The organism is Actinomadura mexicana (genome assembly GCF_900188105.1).
GTDB classification, from domain to species: domain Bacteria; phylum Actinomycetota; class Actinomycetes; order Streptosporangiales; family Streptosporangiaceae; genus Spirillospora; species Spirillospora mexicana.
The window spans coordinates 39,638-64,732 of record NZ_FZNP01000010.1; the positions used below are offsets into that span (position 1 = coordinate 39,638).

Consider the following 25,095-nt stretch of genomic DNA (forward strand, 5'->3'; position numbering starts at 1 on the left):
TGGTTCTCCTCCAGAGGTTGGACGATCTTCAGAGCCGGGAGATGCGGACGCCGGCGGCGAGCCCGGCGGTGACGAGCGAGCGGTCGGGGACGCGGCGCCACGCGGGGTCGCCGTCCGGCGGCTCGGACGCGATCTGGACCGCGTCCCCGCCCTCCCGGACGAACAGGGAGTCGCCCCAGGTCGTGGCGGCCAGGGACGTCCCGTCCGAGGCGAGCAGGTTGTAGCGGCCGGGGGCCAGCGCGGTGATCGCGGTGACGACGGCGGCGAGGCCCTCGCCGAGCGGCGCGCCTTCCCGCCAGTTCCGGACGGCGAGGGCGAACAGCGGGGCGGAGTCGACGGGGGCGCGGGCGTCGGGGACCTCGGCGATGTCCCCGGCCAGCTCCCGCAGCCTGGACTCGACGCCGCCGTAGCCCTCGATCTTCCCGTTGTGGCTGAACAGCCACGGCCCGGCGCGGAACGGCTGCGCGCACGACTCGTCCACGGGGAACCCCACGGTCGCCGACCGCAGCGCCGCCACCGCGCACGACGCCCGGACGGCCCCGGCGACCTCGCGGAACGACTGGTCGGTCCAGATGGGCTGGGCGCGGCGGAAGCGGACCGCCGCACCGTCCTGGTACCAGCCGACGCCGTACCCGTCGGCGTTGAGGACGGCGCCCTGCGTCATGCGCGGCGCGTACGACTGGGTCTCCAGCGAGTGCTCCCCCTCGTAGATGAGGGAGTGCAGCGTCCGCTCGGGCCCCAGGTAGCCGAGATGGCGGCACATCTAGCGCGCCACCCCCGCCGCCGAACGGGCACAGCGGAACCCGGAGAAGATCTGCCTGCGGATCGGGTAGTCCCAATTGCGGAACGAGCCGCGGATGGCGAGCGGGTGCGTCGCCCAGGACCCGCCCCTCAGCACCTTGTAGTCGGGTCCGAAGAAAGCCTCCGAGTACTCCTTGTAGGGGAACGAGCGGAAGCCGGGGTATCCGTAGAAGTCCGACGACGTCCATTCCCACACGTCCCCCAGGAGGCGCCTCACCCCGTACGCGGACGCTCCGGCCGCGTAGGAGCCGGTCTCGGACGGACGGAGCGCGCGCTGTCCGAGGTTGGCGCGCCCCTCTTCGTAGACGTCGCCCCACGGGTAGCGGCGTGACCGTTCCGTGGCGGGGTCCCAGCGGGCGGCCTTCTCCCACTCGGCCTCGGTCGGCAGCCGCTTCCCGGCCCACCGCGCGTACGCGTCGGCCTCGTACCAGCACACGTGCTGAACGGGTTCGCCTGGCGGAACCGGCTCCGACCGCCCGAAGCGGCGCCGCGACCACTGCCCCCCTTCCCGCTCCCAGAAGGCAGGGGCGCGTTTACCGCCGCTGTTGCGCCACTCCCACCCGGCCGGGTCCCACCAGCGCGGGTCGTCGTAGCCCCCTGCCTCGATGAAGTCCATGTAGGCCGCGTTGGTGACCGGTTCCACGTCGATGTAGTACGCGGGCAGGTCGACGAGGTGCACGGGACGTTCGTTGTCGTACGCCCACGGTTCGTCCGACGTGCCCATCTGGAACGGGCCCGCCGCGATGAGCACCTCTTCGGCGCCGGACGCCTCGCCAGGGACCTGGAGTGGTTCCGCCTTGGGGTCGAGTAGGGCGGGGGCCCCGCGGCGCAGCTGGTGGGTGGCCAGCATGGTCTCGTCGTGCATGTGCTCGTGCTGGACGACCATCCCGTACACGAAACCGCCCGACGTCAGCGGGTCCGGGGTGTCGAAGCGCACCGACGGCAGCGCGTCGAGCACCTTGGAGCGGACCGTGCCGATGTAGGACCGCGCCTCCTGCGGCTTCAGGAGCGGCAGCGTCGGCCGCTCCGCCCGCGGATGCTCGAACGCGTCGTACAGGTCGTCGATCTCGGGGCGCATCGCCTCCCGCCCGGCCGCCGCGCGCAGCAGCCACAGCTCCTCGTAGTTTCCGACGTGCGCGAGGTCCCACACGAGCGGCGACATCAGCGGTGACACCTGCGCGGTGAGATCGTCCTCGGCGAGGACCTCGGTGGTGAGCCCGAAGCTGCGGTCGCGCACCGCGCCGAGCTCGTCGGCGATCAGTTCCTTCAGGGCGGCCTCGTCGGCGGACGGGCCTGGCGGGCTCATGTCGGATCCTCCATCGGACGTGTCGGGGAGTCGTCGGCGGGGCAGTCGTCGGCGGGACTTCGGCCTCGCAGGACGTACCGGTGGGCGTACTCCTCGACCAGGGGGACGAGCCCGGACGCGCCGAGCCGCGGCAGCGCGTCCAGCGCCGCCGCGAAGCACGCCCGCGCGGCCCTGGCCAGGGCGGGGTCCGCCAGGGCGTCGCAGGCCGCCTGCGCCCACCGGTGCGCCACCGGCTCGACCGCGGCCTCGGCGGCGCGCGAGGCGGCCGGGTCGTCCAGCAGGGCGGTGGCGACGGCGACGGGCACCGGCCAGAACGGGCCGGGCAGCGCGTCGATCATGCGCAGCTCCAGCCAGCCGCGCGGCCGGACCGGCGGGAACAGCGTGGACAGGTGGTAGGCGAGGTCGTCCTCGCCGGGCTCGCCCTTGGCCAGCCACTCCAGGAAGGACATCCCGGGGGCGGGCACCCACTCGCCGTCCGGGGTGTGGACGAGCATGACCTGGGCGTCGAGCGCGTACCGCGTCCACGCCTCGGCGGGGTCGCCGTCCGCCCCGATCCGCAGCACCGGCAGCGTGCGGCAGGGGTCGAGCTCGGTCCAGATGCCCTGCCGGGACGAGCGCATCCCGGTGCGGCGGCCGGCCCGCAGCGGCGAGTTGGCGAACGCGGCGACCAGCATCGGCCCGAGCGCGTGCACGAGCCGCCAGCGGCGGGCCGCGTCCGCGTCGTCGGCGCCGATGTCCAGGTTCACCTGGACCGACGCGGTCGAGCACATCATCGCCATCCCCGCGTCGTGGAAGCCGCCCGCGCAGAAGTAGTCCCGCATGCACGCGTACCGGGGGTGGTCGGCCTGGAACCGGGGCACGCGGACGGGATCGACGCCGTGCCCGTCGAGCGCGAGCCCGTCCGGCGCGAGCACGTCCTGCACGTACGCGATGTCGCGGCCGAGGGAGGCGGTCAGGTCGTCCAGCGTCCCGAACGGGGCGGAGCTGAGTTCGAGCTGCCCGCCCGGCTCGTAGGTCACCTTGCTCCCGCCGGCCGGCGGACCGGCCCCGTCCATGAGGGCGCGCACCCGTTCGGCGGGCACGTGGGCGGCCGGGTCGCCGGCGTCGACGACGAGCCACTCGGTCTCCGCGCCGACCGTCCCGGGCGGGCCCGTCTTGAAGCAGACGCCGCGAATGTGCTGGTAGACGTCGTCCACTGTGAGCCGGGTCACCATTGACTCCTCAGGTAGTTCGATAGCGGGTTCGAACCTTCCCTGCTGAACCGGATCAGGAATCAGCGGTTTTTCAAGAACTTTCGGAAATCTCCGTGAACGTCACCGTCGGCAGCACTCACCGCTACCTTCCGTGCTATTCGACACGGTGTCCGATCCCTGGCTTCTCATGCGTCGACCGGAGCCGCTAGAGTCCCCCTGGCTAGCGATATGCACGTTTTGTCGGAAGTGAAACCGGACGGAGACGGGGGGCCACATGGGCGGAGACCTGGGCTCGCTCTACGACGCGCACGCCGACCGCCTGTACGCCTACTGCTGGTCGCTCGTGGGCGACCAGCTCGCGGCGGCGGCCGTCGGCGACACCTTCAGCGCGGCCGTGCACCAGCCGCCGCGCGGCGACAGCGTGCTCTGGCTCTACTCGCTCTCCCGGACGGCGTGCGCCGAGCGCGGCGCGTTCACCGGCGGGCCCATCGGCACCGGTGGGCGGGGCCCGCTGTTCGCCGACCCGGACCCGCTGCTGCGCGCCGCCGGGAGCCTGCGCTCCGACCACCGCGAGGTGCTGCTGCTGTGGGCGGGCGAGTGGCTCGAACCGCACGACATCGCGCGCGTCCTCGGCCTCGCGCCGGACACCGTCATGCAGCTGCTCAACGCGGCGCGGACGCGGCTGGAGCGGGCCGTCCTCGACCTCCTGATGCGCGGCGCCACCGAGGCGCGGCTCGACCTCATCGCCGCGTTCGAGAAGGGGCGGCTGCCGCGGCTGCTCGCCCGGCGGACCCCGGCGCACGCGCCCGGCTGGCTGCGCGACCAGGTCCTCGCGGCCTGCGAGGAGGAGGCCGCCCGGCCGCTGCCGAGCGTCATCTCGCCGAGCCCGCTCGTCGTGATCGGCCCGGCGCGGGCGGACCGCCGCAGGCGCGGGGCCTCCGGCGTCGCCTCCAAGGGCCTCGGCGCGGTCGCGGGCGTCGCCGCGTCGGCCGCCGCCGTCATCGGGCTGCTGGTGTCCTGGCCGGCGGCCAAGGGCGGCAGCGCCGCCTCGCTCACCCCGACGGCGAGCAAGGGGCAGGCGCACCCGGCGTCCACGTCGAGCCACGGTGTCCCACCGGACCCGGCGCCCGGCCTGACCGGCTCCGAGCGCGCGGACGGCGGCGGGTCGCAGAACCCGGTGACCAGCGCGTACGGCTCGCCGCCGCAGCAGGCGGGCGGGTCGCCGGCCGGCGGTGCGGCGCCGGCGCCGCCCGCGACGTCGCCGTCGAAGGAGCCCGCGCGCGGCAGGCCGCCGGCGTCCGGTACCCCCGCGAAGCCGGAGCAGCCCTCCACGCCCCCGGACGACACGACGCCGACCACTCCCCCGGACACGCCGTCCGATCCGACGACCCCGCCGGACGACGGATCGACCGACCCGACGACGCCGCCGCCGACGGACACTCCGTCCGATCCGCCGTCCGACCCGGAGACCCCGAGCCCGAGCCCCACCTCGAACCCGGCCCCGCAGCCGGGCGGCGAGGGCTGACCGGGGTCAGGCCCCTCCGCAGGAAGGCCGCGACGAGCGCCGCGCAGAGCACGCAGGACGGCCCGACGTCGGGGATCGTGCGGACGGAGTCCGGGAGCAGGCCCGCCTCCAGCCGCACCGGCGCGATGCCCTGGCTGATGAGCGTGCCGAGCACGCGCGAGGCCGGCGAAGCCTCGCGAAACCCATCACACCGGCAGCCCAGACCGGACCTACGCGGCCGCCGCGCCCTCGACCGGAGAGGTCCCGCGCCGCACCAGGAGCGCCACGAGGATCGCGACGAGCGCGACGCCGCCCGCGACGGTCAGGGACGTCTGGAAGCCGTCCATGAACGCGAGGTGGCTCCCGGTCGTGATGGCGTCGGCCGCCGGCTTCGGCGTGCCGGGCGGGATGGGCGCGACCCCCTGCGAGACGAGCCCGCCCTGCCCTTCGAGCCGGTGCGCCGCCGCGCCGGGAAGGCCCGCGCCGGTGAGCCGCCCGAACAGCACGTCCCCGACCCTGGTCGACAGCAGCACGCCCAGCACCGACGTGCCGAGGACGCCGCCGACCTGCGCGGCGGTCTGCTGGAGACCGCCCGCGACGCCCGCGAGGTGGGCGGGCGCGTTGCCGACGATGGCCTCGGTGCCGGCGACGATGACCATCCCGAACGCCAGGCCGACGAGCACGAACCACGGCCACAGCTGCACGTACGGGGCGTCCACCCCGATGCGCGACAGCCCGAACATCGCGGTCGCGGTGAACGCCATCCCGAGGACGAGCGGGACCCGCGGCCCGAACCGGCTGGTCAGCGCGCCCGCCACCGGGGAGGCGACGATGAACACGCCGGTCATCGGCAGCATCCGCACGCCCGCGCCCACCGGGCTCATGCCGTGCACCTGCTGCAGGTACAGGGTGATGAAGAAGATCGTCCCGAACATCCCGAAGAAGCCGAGCACGATGAGGCCGGTCGCCGCCGACAGCGACACCGACCGGAACAGCCCGAGCGGCAGCAGCGGGCGCTCCACCCGCAGTTCGTTCCAGACGAACGCGGCGAACAGCACGGCGGACGCGGCGAACGACACGAGCGGGACGGCGTCGCCGAACCCGTTCTCGCCGGCCTTGATGAGCCCCCACACCAGGGCGAACAGCGCGCCGCTGAGCAGCGCGACGCCCGGCAGGTCGAACGAGCCGGCGGCCTCCTCGTCCCGCGACTCGCGGATCACCCACAGGCCGACGAGCAGCGCGACCAGCCCGAGCGGGGCGTTCAGGAAGAACACCGACTCCCAGTTGACGTTCTCCACCAGCAGCCCCGCGACGATCGGGCCGCCGGCGATGGAGATGCCGACCGTGGACCCCCAGATGCCGATCGCGGCGTTCAGCCGCTCGGCCGGGAACGTGTTGCGCAGGAGGGCGAGGCTGGCCGGCTGCAGGAGCGCACCCGCGAACCCCTGCACCACCCGCCAGAAGATCACCATGCCGAGTCCGCCGGAGAGCCCGATCAGCACCGACGACACGGCGAACGCGACGACGCCCGCGAGGAACGTGCGCTTGCGGCCGAACCGGTCGGCGATCTTCCCGGCCGGGATCAGCGTGACGGCGAGGGCGAGCAGGTAGGCGTTGGTGACCCACTGCAGGCCGGACAGGCTCGCGCCGAGGTCCCTGGCGATCGCGGGGTTGGCGATGGACACGACGGTCGCGTCCAGCCCGACCATCATCACGCCGAGCGCGACCGCGATGAGCGTGAGCCAGGGATGCCCGTGCCCCGCTCTGGCGGGGCGGCCGCGCGCCTGGTCGCGCGGCGGCAGGTGGACGGCGCCCGGTTCGAGGGTCTCGGCGCCATGGGACTGAGTCATCATCGACCTCCGGCTTGGCAGGGCTCAAAATTGTCATGGCATGACACTTGTCGTCAACTGCCCTTGGTGTGCTTGCGACATGTTTCACGTCACGACAATCAGTGCTCGACGGACGATCGCCGGGCGATTACAATGCGCGCATGACCGCGACCGCCCCCGAGACCGGTACGCCCGGCCCCGGTTCCCAGCCCCCGGGCAGGCGCGAACGCAAGAAGCAGCGCACCCGGGAGGCGCTCGTCGACGCGGCGTTCACCCTCTTCGCCGAGAAGGGGTTCGACGCCACCACCGTCGAGGAGATCGCCGACGCCGTGGACGTCTCGTCCCGCACGTTCTTCCGCTACTTCGCCTCGAAGGAGGACGTCGCCCTCACCTTCCAGGAGGAGCAGACCCGCGCCGTGCTGGGCAAGCTCGCCGAACGCCCCCCGGACGAGCCGATCATGACCGCGCTGCGGCACACCGTGGTGGAGATCGCCCGCGCCTGCGAGGCCGGCGAGCTCGGATTCGACTCCGGCCGCTTCGAGTGCGTGCTCACGATGATGAGCGACAGCCAGACGCTCATGGCGGGCAGCCTGGAGCACGCGCAGAAGAAGCAGGCGCTGCTCACCGAGGTCATCGCCGAGCGGATGGGCCTCGACCCCGCCACGGAGCTGCGCCCCCACGTCGTCGCCGCCGCCACCACCTGCGCGTTCCAGGCCGCCGCCGACGCCACCCGCCGCCTCGGCGGGTCGTTCACCATGCTGTCGGAGACCGTCGACCAGGCCTTCGCCATCCTGGAGAACGGCCTGAACGAGCCCGCCCCACCGCACGCCTGACCCGCCCCACCGCACGCCTGACCCGCCCCACCGGGCGACTGACCCGCCCCACCGGGCGACTGACCTGCGACGACACGCTCACGCGGTGTGTGCGCGGGCGGCGTCGCGGGTACTTGTCCGTGCGGTACGGGGGACGCCCCGTCCCCGCACGGACCAGGAGGGCGACATGGCTCCGAAGCACCCGCCCCGCGCCGGGCGCGGCGACCGCGACCTGGAGGTCAACCCGATCTTCACCCGGGAGCCGCTGACGGTCCCGCGGTACCGGCTGCCCGCCGGAGAGATGGAACCCTCCACCGCCTACCAGCTGGTCCACGACGAGCTGATGCTCGACGGCAACGCGCGGCTGAACCTGGCGACGTTCGTGTCCACGTGGGCCGAGCCGGAGGCGCGGCTGCTGATGGCCGAGTGCGCCGACAAGAACATGATCGACAAGGACGAGTACCCGCGCACGGCCGAGCTGGAGCTGCGCTGCGTGCACATGCTCGCCCGGTTGTGGAACGCGGAGGACCCGCGCCGCGCGGTGGGCTGCTCCACCACCGGTTCGAGCGAGGCCTCGATGCTCGGCGGCCTCGCGCTCAAGCGCCGCTGGCGGGAACGGCGGCGGACCGCGGGCGAACCGGCGGACCGCCCCAACCTCGTCATGGGCGTCAACGTGCAGATCTGCTGGGAGAAGTTCGCGAACTACTTCGAGGTCGAGCCCCGCTACGTGCCGATGGAGGGCGACCGCCACCACCTCGGCGCGCGGGAGGCCGTGGAGCTGTGCGACGAGAACACCATCGGCGTCGTCGCCGTCCTCGGCTCCACGTTCGACGGGAGCTACGAGCCCGTGGCCGACATCGCGGCGGCGCTCGACGACCTCCAGGCGCGCACCGGGCTCGACGTCCCGATCCACGTGGACGGCGCGTCCGGCGCGATGATCGCCCCGTTCCTCGACCCGGACCTGCTCTGGGACTTCCGGCTGCCCCGGGTCGCCTCCATCAACACCTCCGGCCACAAGTACGGGCTGGTCATGCCGGGCGTGGGCTGGGCGCTGTGGCGGGACGAGGACGCGCTGCCGGACGACCTCGTCTTCCACGTCAACTACCTCGGCGGGGACATGCCGACGTTCGCGCTGAACTTCTCCCGGCCCGGGGCGCAGGTCGTCGCCCAGTACTACAACTTCCTGCGGCTCGGCTTCGACGGGTACCGCCGCGTCCAGCAGGGGTGCCGGGACGTCGCCACCCGGCTCGCCGCCGAGATCGGCCGGCTCGGTCCGTACGAGCTGCTCACCGGCGGCGACGAGCTCCCGGTGTTCGTGTTCCGGGTCCGCGGGGACGCCGCCGGCTTCACCGTCTACGACGTCTCCGCCGGACTGCGCGAGCTCGGCTGGCTCGTGCCCGCCTACAGCTTCCCCGAGAACCGCACCGACCTCGACGTCCTGCGCGTCGTGGTGCGCAACGGGCTGGGGCACGACCTCGCCGACCTGTTCATGGACGGCCTCCACCGCGTCACGTCCCGGCTGCGCTCCCACGAGCACGCCCCCCGCGACCCGCGGGAGGACGGCGGCTTCGCCCACGGCGCCGAACCGAAGAAGGTGCGGGCGCGGCAGGTCTGACGGCGGGACCGGCCCGACGCTCAGGGCGGCGTCGACGCGGCGTCAGCGCGGCGCCCGGGGCAGCCCGAGGCCGATCATGGCGATCAGCTCGCGCTGGATCTCGTTGACGCCGCCGCCGAAGGTCAGCACGAGCGCGCCCTTGGCGAGCCGGTCCAGGGACTCCATGAACCCCGCCGTCTCCGGGTCGCCCGGGTCGCCGTACCTGGCCAGGGCGTCCCCGACGATCCGGCCGACCTCCTGCATCCGCTCCGAAGCGTAGATCTTGGTGGCGGACGCGTCGGCCGCGCCGAGCCAGCCGAGGTCCTGGTTCGCCGCGACCTGCCAGTTGAGGAACTCGTTGGCGCGCAGGTAGGCGTAGACCTGCGCGACCGCGCGGCGCACGGCGGGCTCCTCGATGAGCGGGCGGCCGCCCGGTCCCCGGGTCGTGCGGGCCCAGCGCGCGAACCGGACGTGGGTGTGCCCGATGTTCCCGGCCGGGCCGAGCGTGACCCGCTCGTGGTTGAGCTGGTTGACGATGAGGTCCCAGCCCTTGTTCTCCTCGCCGATCAGCATGTCGGCCGGGACGCGGACGTCCTGGAAGTACGTGGAGTTCGTGTGGTGCGCGCCGTCCATCGTGATGATCGGCGTCCAGGAGAAGCCCGGGTCCGCGCAGTCCACGATGAGCATCGAGATGCCCTTGTGCTTCTTGGCCTCCGGGTCCGTGCGGGCCGCGAGCCACACGTAGTCGGCGTGGTGCGCGCCGGAGGTGAAGATCTTCTGGCCGTTGACGACGTAGTGGTCGCCGTCCCGGACGGCGGTGGTGCGCAGCGCCGCGAGGTCGGTGCCGGCGCCCGGCTCGCTGTAGCCGATCGCGAAGTGGCACTCGCCGGCGAGGATGCGCGGGATGAAATGCTCCTTGTGCTCCTGCGACCCGTACTGCAGGATCGTCGGCGCCACGGAGTTCAGCGTGATCAGCGGGTAGGTGACCTCGGCGCGGGCGATCTCGGTGGCGAAGATCGTCTGCTCGACCGGGCCGTAGCCGCGGCCGCCGTACTCCTTCGGGAGCGCGACGCCGAGCATCCCGTCGCGGCCGAGGCGCCGGCAGTGCTCCAGGTAGGCCGGGCCGAACGGGTCGGCGCGGATGGCGGCGCGCTGCTCCGCGGTCAGGCAGTTCTCGAAGTACTCGCGCAACTCGGCGCGCAGCCGCTTCTGCTCGTCGGTCAGGTCGATGAACATTCAGGCCTCCTGGGCGATGAGGGCGCCGAGCGCGTCGAGACGGTCCTCGCCGCCGCCGAGCAGATGCCCGCAGTGCCTGCCCCAGGCGAAGTAGCGGTGCAGCGGGTAGGTGATGTCCAGGCCGATGCCGCCGTGCAGGTGCTGGCAGGTGTAGAGCGCCTTCACCACCGGGTCGCACGCGTTGTAGGCGGCGATGGTGAGGACCTCCTCGGCGTCGTCCGCGCCCTGCGCGAGGCGCCACACGCCCGCCCACACGGCCACGTCCAGCACGCGCTTGGCGATGTAGACGTCGCCTATCTGCATCGTGACCGCCTGGAACTGCGCGAGCGCCCGGCCGAACTGCTCGCGCGCCTTCGTGTACTCCTTGGTCAGCTCCAGCGCGCCCTCGATCACGCCGGAGGCGACGGCGACCGCGCCCGCGACGGCCGAGCGGCGCAGGGTGTCCCAGGCTGCGCCGTCCGCCGTCCCGCCGAGCAGGGCGTCCGCGCCGACCCGGACGCCGTCCAGGGCGACCCGCGACAGCGGCTCGGTCGTCGCCGACGGCTGCTCGGTGATCATCACGGCGGCGGGCTCCACGAGGAACACCCCGACGCCGCCGCCCCCGACGCGGGCCGGGACCAGGATCAGGGACGCCTCCCGCGCGTACGGGACGAACGTCTTCACGCCGTCCAGCACGTAGCCGTCGCCGTCCGCCCGGGCCGTCGCGGCGACCTCGCCGGCCGGGCCGACCTCGCGGTACGCGCCCGTCAGGACCGTCGCGCCCTCGGTGAGCGGGGCGAGCAGGGCGCGCTGCTCCGGCGTCCCGTGCGCCCCGATCGGGACGGCCGCCAGCGCGAGCGAGGCGTACACCGGGACGGGCGCGGTGCGGGCGCCGACCTCTCGGAGGATCACCGCCAGCTCGACCGGCCCGAGGCCGGCCCCGCCGGCGTCCTCGGGCAGGACGACGCCGAGCAGGCCGGCCTGCGCGAGCGCCTTCCACGTCACGTCGTCATAGGGCGCCTCGCCCTTCTCGAACGCCTCCAGCCGCTCCTGCGCCGCCTCCCGCGCGAGCACGTCCGCCGCGAGCCCCTTGATGTCTTGCTGGGTCTCGTCGAGGTTGAAGTCCACTCATCCGCTCCCTTCCAGCAGGTGCAGGCGGCCACTGCGCTCCGAAAAAGTAGAACAGATTCTACTAAGTGTCCAGAGGGCTGATCTCCCTTGTTCACGGCGCGGTTCGCCTGGGTGTCACGGGAAACCGGGCGGGTAGGGGCAGCCGGGCACGAGAGAGCGAAGAACTGATCAGATAACAGGTTCTCGCGAGAGCGGTACGCTGGGGGGGACGCGCCGGGCGACCGGGCCCGCACAGAAGGGAAGGCGACCGTGACCGCAGAGCCGACAGTGACCGGGGACGAGACCCGGGGTCAGCCGGGCGGCCAGGGCGTGCGCTCCCGCAGCCAGCACCAGCGGCGCAAGCGTATCGTCCAGGCGGCCGCGGCACTCGCATCGCGCGGCGGGATCGAGGCCATGCAGATGCGCACCGTGTCCGAGCGCGCGGGCGTCGCCCTCGGCACCCTCTACCGCTACTTCCCGTCCAAGATGGACCTCGTCGTCGCCGTCGTCAGCGAGGAGCTCGACCTCCTCGAAGGCAGCATCGAGCGCCGCCCGCCCCGCGCCGGCGGCGCCCCGGAGCGCGCCGTCGAAGTGCTGATGCGCGCCACCCGCGGCCTGATGCGCGAGCCGGAGCTGGCCGAGGCGCTGATCCGCTCCCTCCTCCTGTCCGACGTCAAGACCGACTTCGGCGACCGCATGAGCGAACTGCTCCTGCGCGCCGCGTCCGGCCCACCGGAGGACATCCCCGCCGAGGACCCCCGCCGCCTCGTCGCCCGCGCCCTGTCCGGCATCTGGACCATGGAGATGATCGAGATGCTGCGCGGCAACGCCACCGCCGAGGAGATCCAGGCCCGCCTGGAGATCACGGCCTCCCGCCTCCTCATCGACTGAGCGACACGGGAGCGAACGGAGAGTCACCGCTTTTCCCCATGTCGCCCATGCCTTCCCCATTAACCTTGGACCCGACAGGAGCCAGGACGAAGAAGGGGTGCCAGTGACCGGACAGGAACCGATCCTCAGTGACGGGGTCATCATCGAGTTCATCGATGGCAAGGACGTCCCCGTCCAGCACAAGGACTTCGGTGAGCGGGCCGTCGTCATGCGCGACGCGAAGAACCCCGAGGGCCCGATCCTCTACTTCACCGAGGCCGAGTGGGACGCCTTCATCGCCGGCGTCAAGGACGGCGAGTTCGACGACCTCCTGGAAGACCCCACCGAGGCCCCGTGAACGACAAGAACGCCCCCGGTCACCACCGGGGGCGTTCCCACTGACGCAGGCACAGTCGGCTCAGCCGAACAGATGATCGGCGTGCTCGGCCGTGGCGGCGCGGACCAGCCACCGATCCAGCTGCCCCCGGTCGGTGCAGGCCAGTATCTGCTCCCGCACCTCGTCCGGCACCGACAGCCCCCGCGCATCGAGGACCTTCAGCACCGACTCCGCCTCGCCCCTGACCTCACCTTCGGCTTTGCCTTCAGCGTGCAGGCGGCGGAACGTGTTGCTCTTGTACTTGTATCCGGCGATTCCGGTGTCCACGTACCCCTCCAGGATCTTCAGGGCGGTTTTCGAGAGCACGTCCACCACCAGGCCAGTGTACAGATCGCCGATTTTCTGGTTCTCGTTCGAGATGGTGGCGAGCGCGGCATGGGTGATCTTCAGGGACTCCTCGTCGGTCGGGATGATGTTGGCCAATGCAGCCAGGACGGTCATCTCGGGCATCTGCGCGGCCTGGTCGGGGGTCGTGACGAGAGGCTCCATGCCGGGGCCGATGACGTAGGGGGCAAGATTGAATCCCGGATGGCCGATCTGGATCGCCTGGCGGGCCCATTCCGCCACTGGCCGGCTGGGGCAGATGACCAGGAGGTAGCACGGGCACATGAGCTTGGCGTGCAGCGTAGCCAGGTAGACCGGCCAGCTGCCGTGCTTGTCGGGGTCCTTGGCGAGCTGGGTCTCGGCGACGACACCGATCGTGGGCTCGGTGGACCCTCCTTCGCATATCTCCACCACGTTGTCGGCGACGTAGGCGGTGGGGGCCAGCTGGGTACAGGTCTCGCTTGTGGACCTGATGGTGGCCGCGTCCGATACCTCGACGCCGAAGGCGCTTTTCAGTAATTGGGCGACGACTTCCGGGTTGTCCCGGATTATCTGGATGGGGCCTTCGTGTTTGACGGTGACCATGCACGGCAAGTTACTTGACCGCCACTGTTAGATACCGTGACTATCCAATGACTTACGGGTGTGACGTGTATCACAGTCCATTATTTGCGGGTGTGGGTGTTCCAGTTGGTTGTCAGGTCTTTTTCGGCTTTGGGGGTCAGGGGGCCCCAGAGGCGGAGGCGGGCCAGGCCGCCGTCGGGGTAGATGTCCAGGCGGACCTTCGCGACCTCCGGGGTCTTCAGGCGGAAGCGGTGGCGGGTGTCGGGTCGCAGGCGGGTGCGCGGGAGGATGACGGCGTGTCCCCCGTCGACCGTGGTGGCCGTCAGTCGGGCTTCGGCGGGGGCGTTGAACTTGAGGTTGGTGGTGTCGAGTTCGGCCAGCTCGATCGTGCCGGGCGCGGCGAGGGCGATCTCGGCCCAGTCGTTGCCGTCGTCGCGGCGGCGGGCGGTCTCCCAGCCTTCGGCCTGGGTTCGGGCCTGGCCGGGGAACAGCATGTTGTCGGGGGACGAGTAGAAGCGGTCGGAGCAGTCGAGGACGCGCGCGCCGTTCTCCAGGGCGGCCAGGTCCACGGTCAGGCCCGTCAGGTACGCGGGGTCGGGGACGACGCGGCCGTGGACTCGGAGGCGCGCGATGCCGCCGTCCGGGAACATGTTGAGGCGGACGTGGGTGAAGACGCTGGTCGTGTCGGTGGCGGCGAAGGTGTGCGCGGCGTCGCCACCGAGGGGCGCCGTCGGGACGACCTCCACCCAGTGGGCGGCTTCGAGTTCGTTGGCGGTGGGGTGGTTCCCGGCGAAGCACGCCTCCACCGAGGCGTGCGGGGGGTAGTTGCCCCTGAACCAGGCGGTGTCGATGACGATGCCGTGGATCTGGCCCGGGAGGCCCAGGCGGATCAGGGCCCAGTCGTGGCCGGGGGTGCGGCGGCGGGCGGTCTCCCAGCCGTCGTACAGCTGGCCCTTCGGGCCGAAGGTCTCCGGCCGGAAGGCCGGCTTCCACGGGTTGAGCAGGTTCTCCTTCTCGGCGAAGGACTCGTCGCTGGCGGCGATGACCGACCCGCCGAGCGTGCGGACGGCCAGGTCCGGCAGGGAGGTGAAGTCGGTCATCGTGCCTCCGGGCGGGTGAGCAGGCGGCCGGCCGGGGCGCCGCCGACGCGCGCGCCGCGCAGCCAGGTGGCCTGGACGACGCCCGTCAGCGTTCTGCCCTCGTAGGGGGTGACGGGGTGGCGGTGGTGGAGGGACGCGGGGTCGACGGTGAAGGGCTCGTCGGGGGCGAAGGCGACCAGGTCGGCGTCGTTGCCGGGGGCGATGCCGCCCTTGCGGGGGACGGCGGCGAGCGCGGCGGGGGCCTCGGACATCCAGCGGACGACGGAGGCCAGGTCGTGGCCGCGGGCGCGGGCGGCCGTCCAGACGGCGGGCAGCCCGAGTTGCAGGGACGAGATGCCGCCCCAGGCGGTGGCGAAGTCGCCGCGTTTCAGGTCGGGCGTGCAGGGCGAGTGGTCGGTGACGACGCAGGAGATCACGCCGGAGGCGAGCCCCTGCCAGAGCCGGTCGCGGTTGGCGGCGTCGCGGATGGGCGGGCAGCACTTGAACGCGGCGGTCCCGGCGTCGCCGTCGCAGAGGGTCAGGTAGTGCGGGCAGGTCTCGGCGGTCACCGGCAGGCCGTCCGCCTGCGCCTCGGCGAGGACGTCCAGGCAGTCGGCCGCCGAGAGGTGCAGGATGTGGGCGCGCGCGCCTGTCTCCTCGGCCAGCCGGACGACCTGTTCGACGGCCCGGCGCTCGGCGGACGGCGGGCGCGAGGCGAGGAACGCGGCGTAGTCGCCGCCGGACGGCGGGGACAGCGAGGCCGGGTCCTCGGCGTGCACGACGACCAGGCCGCCGAAGGAGGCGATCTCGCGGAACGCCGCTCTCATCCCGGCGGGTTCGAGGGGCGGGAACTCCGGGACGCCCGAGTCGGAGGTGAAGCACTTGAACCCGAAGACGCCGAGGTCGTGCAGCGGGCGGAGCGAGGGCGCGTTGCCGGGGACCGCGCCGCCCCAGAAGCCGACGTCCACGGCGCAGGCGCCTTCGGCGGCGGCGCGTTTGGCGGCGAGCGCGGCCGGGTCGACGGTCGGGGGCCGCGAGTTGAGCGGCATGTCGATGAGCGTGGTGACGCCGCCCGCCGCCGCGGCGCGGGTGGCGGTGGCGAAGCCCTCCCATTCGGTGCGCCCCGGCTCGTTGATGTGGACGTGGGTGTCGACGAGGCCGGGGAGCAGCGCGACGTCGCCCAGGTCCACCGAGGCGGCGGTGTCGTAGGGCGAGACCGCGGTGATGCGGCCGGCGCGGACCGAGACGGCCGCCGGTCGCTCCCCCTCGGGCAGGACGGTCCGGCGGGAACGGATCACGACCTCGTCCTGGGTCATGGACCGGCCACGATGTGCTCCGGGCGGACGGGGACCCGGGTCAGTGCCCTGCCCGTCGCGTCCCGGATCGCGGCGACGACGGCGGGCGTGGACGACAGCGTGGGCGGCTCCCCCGCGCCGCGCAGCCCGTAGGGCGCCTCCGGGTCGGGGTTCTCCAGGATGTCCAGCCGCATCGGCGGCATGTCGAGGATGGTGGGGATCAGGTAGTCGGTGAAGGAGGGGTTGCGGACCAGGCCGCCGGTCACGACGATCTCCTCCATCAGCGCCAGGCCGAGCCCCTGCGCGGTGCCGCCGTGGATCTGCCCCTCCAGCGCCGTCCGGTTGAGGATCCTGCCGACGTCCTGGACGGCGGCGAGCTCGACGACCTTGACCAGGCCGAGGTCCACGTCCACGTCGACGACGGCGCGGTGCACGCAGAGCGCGAGCTGGGTGTGGCTGCGGCCCTGGCCGGTGACCGGGTCCAGGGGGGTCGTGGGCCGGTGGTGGTACTCGCGGGTCTCCTCGATCGCGGTCTCGCCGAGGACGTCCTCGATCGTGCCGAGCGCGTCCCCGGTCAGCGAAACGATCTTCCCGCCGGCGACCGCCAGGTCGGTGCGGCCGAAGCGGCGGGCGGCGCGCGCGAGGAGTTCGGCGCGGACCGCCTCGCAGGCCGCCTTGACCGCCCCGCCCGTCATGTACGACTGGCGGGACGCGCTGGAGGACCCGGCGTCGCCGACCCGGTCGTCGGCCGGGGCGATCGTGACCTTTTGGACGCCGAGCTCGGTCCGGGCGATCTGCGCCTTGACCGTGACGAGGCCCTGCCCGACCTCGGCGGCGGCGGTGTGCACGAGGGCGGTGGCCTCCCCGCCGATGACCTCCAGCCGGACGCGGGCCGTGGACAGGTCGTCGAACCCCTCGGAGAAGCAGATGTTCTTGATCCCGACGCCGTAGCCGACGCCCCGCACGACGCCCTCCCCGTGGGTCGTCTGGGAGACGCCGCCCGGCAGGTCGCGCAGGTCGCGCAGGTCGCGGCGGTCCGGCTCGGGAGGCATCGGCACGGCCTCCAGCCGGGTCAGCATCTCCGCGAGCGGGGCGGGCGACTCGATGACCTGCCCGGTCGCGAGCCGGGACCCCTGCGAGACGGCGTTGCGGCGGCGGATCTCGACCGGGCCGAGGCCGCAGGCGGCCCCGAGCCTGTCCATCATCGACTCGTAGGCGAAGCACGCCTGGACGGCGCCGAACCCGCGCATCGCGCCGCACGGCGGGTTGTTGGTGTAGACGCCGTACCCGTCGATCCGGATGTTGGGGATCTCGTAGGGGCCGACGCCCAGCGAGGCGGCGTTCCCGACGACGTTCATGGTGGACGAGGTGTACGCGCCGCCGTCCAGGACGATCTCGACCTCGGCGTAGAGGAGCCGTCCGTCCCGCGTGGCGCCGTACTCGTACCGCATCTGCGCGGGATGCCGGTGGACGTGCCCGAAGAACGACTCGTACCGGTTGTAGGACATCTTCACGGGCCGGCCGGTGTGCAGCGCCAGCATCGCCGCGTGGATCTGCATCGACAGGTCCTCGCGGCCGCCGAAGGCGCCGCCGACGCCGGCGAGGGTCATGTGGACCTGGTCCTCGCGCAGCGCGAGGCAGGGCGCGATCTGCTTGAGGTCGTTGTGGATCCACTGCGTGGAGACGTGCAGGTCGACGCCGCCGTCCTCGGCCGGGATCGCCAGGCCCGCCTCCGGCCCGAGGAACGCCTGGTCCTGGATGCCGACCTCGTACTCGCCGGACACCACGACGTCCGCCGCGGCCCTGGCGGCGTCCACGTCCCCGACCCGGACCGGCTGGTGCCGGGTGATGCCGCCGCGGTCCTGGACCTTCAGGCCCTCCGGGTCGGCGATCACCGCGCGCGGGTCGGTGACCGGTTCCAGCACCGCGTACTCGACGGCGATCCGGTCCAGCGCGCGCCGCGCCGTCTCGGGGTGGTCGGCGGCGACGAGCGCGACCGGCTCGCCCTGGTGCCGGACCTGGTCGACGGCGAGGACGGGCTGGTCGTCGGTGTGGTCGATGCCGAACACCTTGCGGCCGGGCACGTCCTCGTGGGTGAGGACGGCGCGGACGCCGGGCAGCGCGAGGGCGGCCCCGACGTCGAGCGACCGGATCCGCGCCCGGGGGTGCGGGCTGCGGAGCGTCGCGCCCCACAGCATCCCCTCCAGCCACAGGTCGGAGGCGTAGGCGAACTCGCCGGTGACCTTGAGCGTGCCGTCCGGGCGCACGGGGCTCTCGCCGACCCCGCCGATCCCCGGGGTGGCCGTGTGGGCCGGGCTCCTGGTCGGGGACGTCATTCAGAGCACCTCCTCGGCGAGGCGCATCAGGCGGCGGTGGGCGTCGGCGCCGCGCCGCCCGGCCTCGTCCTGCGGGACGGTGACGAGCGTGTCGCCGTCCACGACGGTGCGCCCGCCGACGAGCAGGCGCTCCAGCGGCGGCGTCGGCCCGAAGGCCAGCGCGATCACCGGGTCGTCGATGGCCGCGCGGAAGCCGTCGACACGCCACAGCGCGATGTCGGCGAGCCGGCCCGGGGAGAGCGAGCCGATCTCGTCCTCGCGGCCGAGGCAGCGGGCGCCGCCGAGCGTCGCCATCTCCAGGGCCTGCCGGGCGTTCAGCGCGGCCGGCCCGTACCGGGCGCGCTGCATGTAGATCGCCTGCCGCAGCTCCCCGGCCAGCGGGACGAGTTCGGCCGACGCCGCCCCGTCCACGCCGAGGCCGACCGCCGCGCCCGCCTCCAGCAGGTGCGAGACGCGGGCGATCCCGGCGCCGAGGCGGGCGTTGGAACTCGGGCAGTGCGCGGTGCCGGTGCGGGTCTCGGCGAGCCGCTTGACGTCGGTGTCGTGCAGGTGGACGCAGTGCGCGAGCCACACGTCGGGGCCCAGCCAGCCGATCGAGTCCAGGTACTCGGCCGGCGTCATGCCGAACTGCTCGCGCGTGTGCTCCTCCTCGTCGAGCGTCTCGGCGAGGTGGGTGTGCAGGCGCACGCCCTTGGCGCGCGCCAGCCGGGCCGACTCGACCAGGAGGTCCCGCGTGACGGAGAACGGCGAGCAGGGCGCGACGGCGACGCGCAGCAGGGAGCCGGGCGAGGGGTCGTGGTACCGGTCGATCGCGGCCTCGGTCTCGGCGAGGATCGTGTCGAGGTCCTCGACGACCTCGTCCGGGGGGAGCCCGCCCTGCGACTCGCCCCGGTCCATCGACCCCCGGCACGGATGGAACCGGACGCCGATCTCCCGGGCGGCCTCGATCTCGGCCGCGAACAGGTCGCCGCGCCCCTTGGGGAACAGGTAGTGGTGGTCGGTGGACGTCGTGCAGCCCGACTTGGCGAGCCATCCGAGCCCGGCGGCGGCGGCGCCCGCGACGACCTCGGCGTCCATCTTCGACCACGGCTCGTAGAGAGTCGTCAGCCACTCGAAGAGGGTGCCGTCGACGGCCATGCCCTGGCTGGCCCACTGGTAGAGGTGGTGGTGGGAGTTGACCAGACCGGGGGTGGCGAGGCATCCGGTGCCGTCGATCCGTTCGACCTCGCCCGGGCCCGCGCCTGTCTCCGGAGCGGGCCCGGGTCCGACGGACGTGATCCGGTCACCTTCGACCACGATGTGGCCGCCCGGGTACTCGTCCCCGGACACGGTGGCGACGTGGGCGTTCTCGATGACGACGCGCCTCATCGGGCGGCCGCCCGGCGCTCGGCCGCGAGGCGCACCGCGTCGAGGATCTTCTCGTAGCCGGTGCAGCGGCACAGGTTCCCGGCCAGCGCCTCGCGGATCTCCGCGTCGGACGGCGCCGGGTTCCGCTCGATCAGGTCGTGCGTCTGGACGATCAGGCCGGGCGTGCAGAACCCGCACTGGACGGCGCCCGCCTCGACGAACGCCTCCTGGACGGGGTCGAGCCGCTCCTCGCCCGGCGGCCCCTGTGCCAGTCCCTCCACGGTGACGACCTCGCGGCCCTGCGCCTGCCCCGCCGCGACCAGGCAGGCGCACACCGGCACACCGTCCAGGTAGACGGTGCACGAGCCGCATTCGCCCTGCTCGCAGGCGTTCTTGGAACCGGGCAGGCCCATCCGCTCGCGGAGCATGTAGAGCAGGCTCTCGCCCTCCCACACCTCGTCCACGGCCTCCTCGGACCCGTTGACGGTCAGGTTCACGCGCATCACGAGGCCGCCTTTCCCACGGTCGCCTTGCGGTGGTCGTCCCAGGCCCAGGTGAGCGTGCGGCGCGCCAGCACCGCCAGGGCGTGCCTGCGGTACTCGCCCGTCCCGCGGACGTCGTCGATCGGCGACGCCGCCGCCCGCACCAGCTCGCCGAAGCGCCGCACGGCCGGCTCGGCGAGCGGGCGGCGCCCGTCCCAGTCCAGCTCGCCGGAGATGAACGCCTCGGCCTCGGTCGCGCGGCGCGGGGTCGGGGCGGCCGAGCCGAGGCCCGTGCCGACGCGGCGCTCCCCCGGGTGCAGCGCGACCGCGAACGAGCAGACCGCGATCACCATCGCGTTCCGGGTGCCGATCTTGGAGAAGTACTGCGGGCCGGACGCGGGCGGCGTCCAGAACGCGCGGATCAGCTCGTCCGGCGCGAGCGCGTTGCGCTTCACGCCGGTGAAGAACTCGGCGACCGGGATCATCCGGACGCCGCGCTCGGCCGACTCGGCCTCGACCACCGCGTCCCCGGCCAGCAGCGGCGGATGGCCGTCCCCGGCGGGCGAGGCGGCGCCGAGGTTGCCGCCGACCGTGCCGCGGTTGCGGATCTGCGGCGACCCGACCGTGCGGGACGCCTGGGCGAGGCCGGGCAGCCGCCCGCCCAGCTCGCCGATCAGCCGCGCGTAGGGGACGCCGGCGCCGACGCGGAGCAGCCCGTCCGCCGTGTCCCACTCGGTGAGGGCGCGGATCCGGGTCAGGTCGAGCAGCGCCTCGGGCCGCCGCGCGTCGAAGTTGATCTCGACCATGACGTCGGTGCCGCCCTGGACGGGCAGGGCGCCCGGCCGCGCGGCCCTGGCGGCGAGCGCGTCCTCCCAGGTCACCGGTCGTAGAAAGTCCATATCTCAGTATTCCTCCATGGCGGCGGCCTCAGTCGAAGGCCGCCGGGGCGGCGGGCGCGTCGTCGGTCAGCACCGTGCCCTCGATGAGCCCGTACGGGCGGTCCGCCGCGAGATAGACCTCGTTGTCGTTGTCCATGCCGAACGGCTCCAGGTCCACCAGGAAGTGGTGCTTGTTGGGCAGTGACAGCCGGACCTCGCAGATCTCGGTCCGCTCGTCCAGGACGCGGCGCCCCATCTGGTAGAGCGTCTGCTGGAGCGACAGGCTGTGCGTCTCGGCGAACGCGCGCAGCAGGCCGTCGCGGGCGGCGGCGTAGGAGTCGTCCCAGGCCCCGGCCGTGCTCCGGTGCCGCCACTGGGCGGTCACCGCCGTGGCGAGGATCCGGTCGTCGGTCGGTTCGAGCGTCGTGTACTCGTCCCGGGCGAAGCCGTGGAACTCGCTTCCGGTGGAGTTGAGGACGACCAGGTCGGTGAGGCCCGAGACGACCGACTCCGCACCGGCGCCGCAGTGGACCAGCGCGGTGCGCACCTCGCCGCCGTCCCGGACGAACGAGTGCCCGCCCGTGATGCGCCGCCAGCCGTACTCGCGGATCTCCACCCGGGCGTGGGCGACCGCCTGCCGGGAGTCGACGAAGTGCCGCGCGAGCAGGAGCCCGAAGTCCTCGATCGTGCCGATGCCGTGCTTCCCGGCGAACGCGTACACGGTGTTCTTCTGGGTGTCGGTGGGCAGCACGGCCGCGTTGTCGCCGGTCAGGTGGACCTCGTCCATCGCGCCGGACAGGGCCACGCTGACGTTCAGGTCCTTGATCCGGTGGGTGCCGCCGTCCCGCGTCACGCGCACGACGCGCGTCTCCGCCTTGCCGTAGCGGTTGGGGCCGAGAACGATCGCCACTAGCTCCCCCGGTACGTCGAGTACGCGAACGGGCTGATCAGGAGCGGGACGTGGTGGTGCCGGCCCGGGTCGTCGATCGTGAACGCCACCGTGACCTCGGGGTAGAAGTCCGACAGCCCCTCGGTGGCGAACGTCAGCCGGTGCACCCCCTCGCCGGGCTCGGCGCCCCACTCCCGGACGCGGCCGTCGGCGTCGGTGCGGGCCTCGGCGAGCGTCGTCCAGCCGCCGCCGGCGTCGCGGCGGTCCAGCCGGACGGCCACGCCCGCGGCGGGCGCCCCCCTCGCCGCGTCCAGTACGTGCGTCGAAAGGCTCACGCGTCCTCCTCCATCAGCCCGGCCAGCCGCAGGTCGACGATCTCCGCCAGTTCCCGGCGGACGGCGTCGCGCTCGGCGCCGGGTTCGTTGCCGAGCCGTTCCCGCAGCGCGGCGAGCATCTCCAGCGCGGAGCGCCCGGACGCGCGGATCAGGAACACGTGGCCGAAACGCTCCTCGTAGGCCCGGTTTCCCGCAACCAGGGCGTCCTGAACGTCGGCGTCCGCACCCGCCGCCCCGGCCTGCTCCCTTCTCGACCAGCGGGCCTCCCGCGCGCCGCCGCCCATCCGCTCCCCGATGCGCGGATGCGCCGCGAGCGCCTCCTCGACGTCCGCCCAGGACAGCTCGTCCAGCGCCCGCCTCGACGCGGCGCGCAGCGCGGCGGGATCGGCGTAGACCCGCCCGGCGACCGCGGCGATCCACCGGCGGGACGCGCAGCACGCCGCCAGTTCCTCGGTGCTCGGTTCCACCACGCCTGCAGTACACAAGGCCGTCCCGCTACGCGTCGAGGGACAGGACGTCCGAACTGTGGCGCCGGTCAGGGGACGTGTTTTGTAGGTTGCTACATATGAAGCTGCGTTCGCTGCTCGCCATGCCCGGACTGCGGCTGGAGGTCGTCACCGGGGAGGACGAGCTGGACCGGCCGATCCGCTGGGTCGTCACCACCGACCTGATCGACCCGGGCCGCTACCTGCGCGGCGGCGAACTCGTGCTCACCGGCCTCGTCTGGCGGACGGGCCCCGCCGACTCCGAGGCGTTCGCCGCGGCCCTCGCCGCCGCGGGCGTGTCCGGCCTGGCCGCGTGGGACCTCACGCTCGGCGCCATCCCGGACGATCTCGTGGCGGCCTGCCGCCGACACCGGCTGCCGCTGTTCGAGGTCCCGGAGGACGTGGCGTTCGCGACCGTGACCGAGGAGGTCGTCCGGCACCTGTCCGGCGCCCGCGCGGCCGACCTCACCGCCCTGCTGGACCGGCACCGCCGCCTGGTCGAGGGGACCGGGCTCGGCGCCGTCCTCGACCTGGTCGGCCACTGCCACGTCCTCGCCCCGACCGGGCGCGTCGTGGCGGGCCCGCCGCCGGCCGACCCGGCCGCCCTGGCCGCCGCGTTCCTCACCGCGCCCCGGCTGCCGCACCACGTCCCGGGCCAGGACATGTCGATCCTCCCGGTGTCCCCCGCCGACACGTCCCGGGTCGCCGACTGGTTCGTGGCGCTTGAGGGCGACTTCGCCGACTGGCCGCCCGAACGCCGCACGATGGCCGGCGAACTCGCCGCGATCGTCGACCTGGAACGGGCCCGGCTGCGCGCCGACGACCGCTCGTCGCAGGACATCGTGACCGCCGCCTTCGCCGGGGACGACCTCCCGGACCAGCGGGAGCCCGCCTCGCCCGTCGTGGCCGTCGCCGCGTCCGCGCAGGGCACGCTGCGCCCGGGCGAGCTGCGCACCGTCCTCTCCGAGGCCGTGCCCGCGCCGCGCCCGGTGGTCGGGCTGCTGGACGGGGAGGCCGTCGCGCTCGTCCCGTCCGGCGGGCGGGACGTCGCCGCCGCCGTCCAGGACGCTCTCGGCCTCCTCGCCCCCGGCCTGGCGGGCACCCGCGTGGCCGTCGGGGTGAGCGGCGCCGCCGTGCCCCCCGGCCTGCGCGGCGCCATCGAGGAGGCCCGCCACGCCCGCCGCCTCGCCGCGACCCGCCCCTCCCCGGTGTGCGTCGTCCGGCACGAGGAGCTCGCGACCCACGTGCTGCTGCTCGCCAGCGTGCCGGACGACGTCCGCCGGATGTTCCGGGTGCGCCTCCTGGACCCCCTGCACTCCTACGACGAGGCCCACGGCGCCGACCTCGTCCGGACGCTGGAGGCGTTCCTGCGCAACTCCGGCTCCTGGACGCGCTGCGCCGAGGAGCTCCACCTCCACGTCAACTCGGTCCGCTACCGCATCCAGCGCATCCAGGACCTGACCGGCCGGGACCTGTCCCGGATGGAGGACCGCGTCGACTTCTTCCTCGCGCTTCTCGTCTGAGCCGCGTCGCCCCGGACACGCGTCAGGCCCCTGTCAGGCCGTGGTGTGCCGCAGGAGCGCGGGCACGACCGTGTCCCAGGTCCGGCGCGGGAGCTCGCTTCCCGTGCCGGGCAGGACGAGGAGCTCGGCGGACGGGATCTCGGCGGCCAGCGCCCGGCCGTTGCCCAGCGGGAAGAAGGGGTCGTCCTCCCCGTGGACGACGAGGGTCGGGGCGGTGATCTCGGGGAGGCGCTCGCGCCAGCGGTCGCCGGAGTCCAGGGACGCGAAGACGGTCCCCATCTGGTTCGCCCGGTGCGCCTTGCCGGGGTCGGCCCCCTTGGTCACCGTGCGGTCCCAGATCCGCTCGACGCCCGCGCGGGCCTCGGCCTCGTCGAAGGACGGGCCCGACATGCGGCGGGCGTTCTCGACCTGGAAGGCGACCACCGACTCCCGGTCCGTCCAGTCGACCCGCGGCGGCTTCATGAAGCCCGCCATCAGCTCCGGGGCGTGCTCGGGCAGGTCGGCGTCGGCCGGTCCCGGGGCGGTGGGCCTGGTGGCGATGAGGGTGAGGGTGGTGACGCGGGCCGGGTGGTCCAGGGCGAGGAGCTGGGCGATCCAGCCGCCGACGCCGAACCCGGCGACGTGCGCGGACGGCAGCCCGAAGGCGTCGAGGACGCCGGCGGCGTCGGCGACGAGGTCGCGCAGCGTGTATCGGGGGGCCTCGGGATCGGCGGACTCGGACCGCCCCGTGTCGCGCTGGTCGTAGCGGACGGCGAACCTGCGGAGCGCGGCGAGGCGCTCGCACAGGTCGTCCGGCCACGTGAGCATCGTGGTGCCGATCAGCAGGATCGGCGGGGCGGACGGATCACCGAACGTCTCCGCGCACAGGTCCACCCCGTTGGCCTTGATGATTCTCTCCATGACGGGGTGGACCGCGCGCGGACCCGG

Annotated in this window: 23 protein-coding genes; 6 read left to right on the forward strand and 17 right to left on the reverse strand. The window is 73.4% G+C overall.

Annotated elements, in window-relative coordinates:
• Window positions 1–28 precede the first annotated feature (28 nt).
• Genes egtC through egtA form a run of 3 tightly spaced genes read right to left on the reverse strand, consistent with a single transcriptional unit; the run spans window position 29 to window position 3,318 of the window.
• Window positions 29–763: an ergothioneine biosynthesis protein EgtC gene (egtC, locus tag CHC11_RS25000; protein ID WP_089314262.1), complete on the reverse strand. Its 735-nt coding sequence runs from the start codon at window positions 761–763 to the stop codon at window positions 29–31.
• The gene (egtB, locus tag CHC11_RS25005; RefSeq protein WP_089314263.1) at window positions 764–2,107 is read right to left on the reverse strand and encodes an ergothioneine biosynthesis protein EgtB; all 1,344 of its coding nucleotides are present in this window, start codon (window positions 2,105–2,107) and stop codon (window positions 764–766) included.
• Window positions 2,104–3,318, reverse strand: coding sequence for an ergothioneine biosynthesis glutamate--cysteine ligase EgtA (gene egtA / locus CHC11_RS25010; RefSeq protein WP_089314501.1), 1,215 nt, complete (start codon window positions 3,316–3,318; stop codon window positions 2,104–2,106). Before egtA ends, egtB begins: the two co-directional genes overlap by 4 nt.
• A gap of 256 nt (window positions 3,319–3,574) precedes the next feature.
• Between egtA and CHC11_RS25015 the strand changes: the two genes are divergently transcribed.
• Window positions 3,575–4,825: an RNA polymerase sigma factor gene (locus tag CHC11_RS25015; RefSeq protein WP_089314264.1), complete on the forward strand. Its 1,251-nt coding sequence runs from the start codon at window positions 3,575–3,577 to the stop codon at window positions 4,823–4,825.
• Window positions 4,826–5,034: 209 nt separating this feature from the next.
• Here CHC11_RS25015 and CHC11_RS25020 read toward each other — a convergent pair whose 3' ends face one another.
• Window positions 5,035–6,657 carry an MFS transporter gene (locus CHC11_RS25020; RefSeq protein WP_245919732.1) on the reverse strand — a complete coding sequence of 541 codons (1,623 nt, stop codon included), beginning with the start codon at window positions 6,655–6,657 and terminating at the stop codon, window positions 5,035–5,037.
• A 137-nt stretch (window positions 6,658–6,794) separates the two neighbouring features.
• Here CHC11_RS25020 and CHC11_RS25025 point away from each other — a divergent pair, with 137 nt between their 5' ends.
• Window positions 6,795–7,466, forward strand: coding sequence for a TetR family transcriptional regulator (locus CHC11_RS25025; protein WP_089314265.1), 672 nt, complete (start codon window positions 6,795–6,797; stop codon window positions 7,464–7,466).
• A 166-nt stretch (window positions 7,467–7,632) separates the two neighbouring features.
• A complete protein-coding gene (gene gad / locus CHC11_RS25030; protein WP_089314266.1) occupies window positions 7,633–9,060 on the forward strand; it encodes a glutamate decarboxylase in 1,428 nt (475 codons plus the stop codon).
• Between the two features lie 42 nt (window positions 9,061–9,102).
• Here the strand turns inward: gad and CHC11_RS25035 are convergent, their stop codons facing one another.
• The gene (locus CHC11_RS25035; RefSeq protein ID WP_089314267.1) at window positions 9,103–10,275 is read right to left on the reverse strand and encodes an acyl-CoA dehydrogenase family protein; all 1,173 of its coding nucleotides are present in this window, start codon (window positions 10,273–10,275) and stop codon (window positions 9,103–9,105) included.
• Window positions 10,276–11,382, reverse strand: coding sequence for an acyl-CoA dehydrogenase family protein (locus CHC11_RS25040; protein ID WP_089314268.1), 1,107 nt, complete (start codon window positions 11,380–11,382; stop codon window positions 10,276–10,278). It lies immediately after the preceding gene.
• 252 nt (window positions 11,383–11,634) lie between these two features.
• Here CHC11_RS25040 and CHC11_RS25045 point away from each other — a divergent pair, with 252 nt between their 5' ends.
• Window positions 11,635–12,255 (forward strand): TetR family transcriptional regulator, encoded by a 621-nt coding sequence (locus CHC11_RS25045; protein ID WP_089314269.1) that lies wholly within the window; start codon window positions 11,635–11,637, stop codon window positions 12,253–12,255.
• A 103-nt stretch (window positions 12,256–12,358) separates the two neighbouring features.
• Complete coding sequence (locus CHC11_RS25050) at window positions 12,359–12,592, forward strand: DUF397 domain-containing protein (protein ID WP_089314270.1); 234 nt, start codon at window positions 12,359–12,361, stop codon at window positions 12,590–12,592.
• A gap of 60 nt (window positions 12,593–12,652) precedes the next feature.
• Here CHC11_RS25050 and CHC11_RS25055 read toward each other — a convergent pair whose 3' ends face one another.
• From CHC11_RS25055 to uraD, 10 genes are all read right to left on the reverse strand, one after another.
• Entirely contained in the window at window positions 12,653–13,540 is an 888-nt protein-coding gene (locus CHC11_RS25055) for a hypothetical protein (RefSeq protein WP_143227318.1), read from the reverse strand.
• An 80-nt stretch (window positions 13,541–13,620) separates the two neighbouring features.
• The gene (alc, locus tag CHC11_RS25060) at window positions 13,621–14,619 is read right to left on the reverse strand and encodes an allantoicase (protein WP_089314272.1); all 999 of its coding nucleotides are present in this window, start codon (window positions 14,617–14,619) and stop codon (window positions 13,621–13,623) included.
• Window positions 14,616–15,914 (reverse strand): allantoinase AllB, encoded by a 1,299-nt coding sequence (allB, locus tag CHC11_RS25065; protein ID WP_089314273.1) that lies wholly within the window; start codon window positions 15,912–15,914, stop codon window positions 14,616–14,618. Before allB ends, alc begins: the two co-directional genes overlap by 4 nt.
• Window positions 15,911–18,229 (reverse strand): xanthine dehydrogenase subunit D, encoded by a 2,319-nt coding sequence (gene pucD / locus CHC11_RS25070; RefSeq protein ID WP_179278990.1) that lies wholly within the window; start codon window positions 18,227–18,229, stop codon window positions 15,911–15,913. Before pucD ends, allB begins: the two co-directional genes overlap by 4 nt.
• Window positions 18,230–19,597 carry an 8-oxoguanine deaminase gene (locus CHC11_RS25075; RefSeq protein ID WP_089314274.1) on the reverse strand — a complete coding sequence of 456 codons (1,368 nt, stop codon included), beginning with the start codon at window positions 19,595–19,597 and terminating at the stop codon, window positions 18,230–18,232.
• Entirely contained in the window at window positions 19,594–20,079 is a 486-nt protein-coding gene (locus tag CHC11_RS25080; protein ID WP_089314504.1) for a (2Fe-2S)-binding protein, read from the reverse strand. Before CHC11_RS25080 ends, CHC11_RS25075 begins: the two co-directional genes overlap by 4 nt.
• Window positions 20,079–20,957 (reverse strand): FAD binding domain-containing protein, encoded by an 879-nt coding sequence (locus CHC11_RS25085; protein WP_089314275.1) that lies wholly within the window; start codon window positions 20,955–20,957, stop codon window positions 20,079–20,081. Before CHC11_RS25085 ends, CHC11_RS25080 begins: the two co-directional genes overlap by 1 nt.
• 28 nt (window positions 20,958–20,985) lie before the next feature.
• The gene (gene pucL / locus CHC11_RS25090; RefSeq protein WP_089314276.1) at window positions 20,986–21,846 is read right to left on the reverse strand and encodes a factor-independent urate hydroxylase; all 861 of its coding nucleotides are present in this window, start codon (window positions 21,844–21,846) and stop codon (window positions 20,986–20,988) included.
• Window positions 21,846–22,160: a hydroxyisourate hydrolase gene (uraH, locus tag CHC11_RS25095; RefSeq protein ID WP_089314277.1), complete on the reverse strand. Its 315-nt coding sequence runs from the start codon at window positions 22,158–22,160 to the stop codon at window positions 21,846–21,848. The genes pucL and uraH overlap by 1 nt, the downstream gene beginning before the upstream one ends.
• Window positions 22,157–22,630, reverse strand: a complete 474-nt coding sequence (gene uraD, locus CHC11_RS25100; RefSeq protein WP_245919734.1) for a 2-oxo-4-hydroxy-4-carboxy-5-ureidoimidazoline decarboxylase — start codon at window positions 22,628–22,630, stop codon at window positions 22,157–22,159. Before uraD ends, uraH begins: the two co-directional genes overlap by 4 nt.
• Window positions 22,631–22,725: 95 nt before the next feature.
• Between uraD and CHC11_RS25105 the strand changes: the two genes are divergently transcribed.
• Complete coding sequence (locus CHC11_RS25105) at window positions 22,726–24,168, forward strand: PucR family transcriptional regulator (RefSeq protein ID WP_089314279.1); 1,443 nt, start codon at window positions 22,726–22,728, stop codon at window positions 24,166–24,168.
• A gap of 33 nt (window positions 24,169–24,201) precedes the next feature.
• Here CHC11_RS25105 and CHC11_RS25110 read toward each other — a convergent pair whose 3' ends face one another.
• Complete coding sequence (locus CHC11_RS25110; RefSeq protein ID WP_089314280.1) at window positions 24,202–25,068, reverse strand: alpha/beta fold hydrolase; 867 nt, start codon at window positions 25,066–25,068, stop codon at window positions 24,202–24,204.
• Window positions 25,069–25,095 lie beyond the last annotated feature (27 nt).

Bases quoted from the DNA above. Each gene is read 5' to 3' on its own strand.
- egtC (WP_089314262.1), bottom strand. From the start codon at position 763: ATGTGCCGCCATCTCGGCTACCTGGGGCCCGAGCGGACGCTGCACTCC.
- egtB (WP_089314263.1), bottom strand. From the start codon at position 2,107: ATGAGCCCGCCAGGCCCGTCCGCCGACGAGGCCGCCCTGAAGGAACTG.
- CHC11_RS25015 (WP_089314264.1), top strand. From the start codon at position 3,575: ATGGGCGGAGACCTGGGCTCGCTCTACGACGCGCACGCCGACCGCCTG.
- CHC11_RS25020 (WP_245919732.1), bottom strand. From the start codon at position 6,657: ATGATGACTCAGTCCCATGGCGCCGAGACCCTCGAACCGGGCGCCGTC.
- CHC11_RS25025 (WP_089314265.1), top strand. From the start codon at position 6,795: ATGACCGCGACCGCCCCCGAGACCGGTACGCCCGGCCCCGGTTCCCAG.
- gad (WP_089314266.1), top strand. From the start codon at position 7,633: ATGGCTCCGAAGCACCCGCCCCGCGCCGGGCGCGGCGACCGCGACCTG.
- CHC11_RS25035 (WP_089314267.1), bottom strand. From the start codon at position 10,275: ATGTTCATCGACCTGACCGACGAGCAGAAGCGGCTGCGCGCCGAGTTG.
- CHC11_RS25055 (WP_143227318.1), bottom strand. From the start codon at position 13,540: ATGGTCACCGTCAAACACGAAGGCCCCATCCAGATAATCCGGGACAAC.
- alc (WP_089314272.1), bottom strand. From the start codon at position 14,619: ATGACCGACTTCACCTCCCTGCCGGACCTGGCCGTCCGCACGCTCGGC.
- allB (WP_089314273.1), bottom strand. From the start codon at position 15,914: ATGACCCAGGACGAGGTCGTGATCCGTTCCCGCCGGACCGTCCTGCCC.
- pucD (WP_179278990.1), bottom strand. From the start codon at position 18,229: ATGACGTCCCCGACCAGGAGCCCGGCCCACACGGCCACCCCGGGGATC.
- CHC11_RS25075 (WP_089314274.1), bottom strand. From the start codon at position 19,597: ATGAGGCGCGTCGTCATCGAGAACGCCCACGTCGCCACCGTGTCCGGG.
- CHC11_RS25080 (WP_089314504.1), bottom strand. From the start codon at position 20,079: ATGCGCGTGAACCTGACCGTCAACGGGTCCGAGGAGGCCGTGGACGAG.
- CHC11_RS25085 (WP_089314275.1), bottom strand. From the start codon at position 20,957: ATGGACTTTCTACGACCGGTGACCTGGGAGGACGCGCTCGCCGCCAGG.
- CHC11_RS25105 (WP_089314279.1), top strand. From the start codon at position 22,726: ATGAAGCTGCGTTCGCTGCTCGCCATGCCCGGACTGCGGCTGGAGGTC.
- CHC11_RS25110 (WP_089314280.1), bottom strand. From the start codon at position 25,068: ATGGAGAGAATCATCAAGGCCAACGGGGTGGACCTGTGCGCGGAGACG.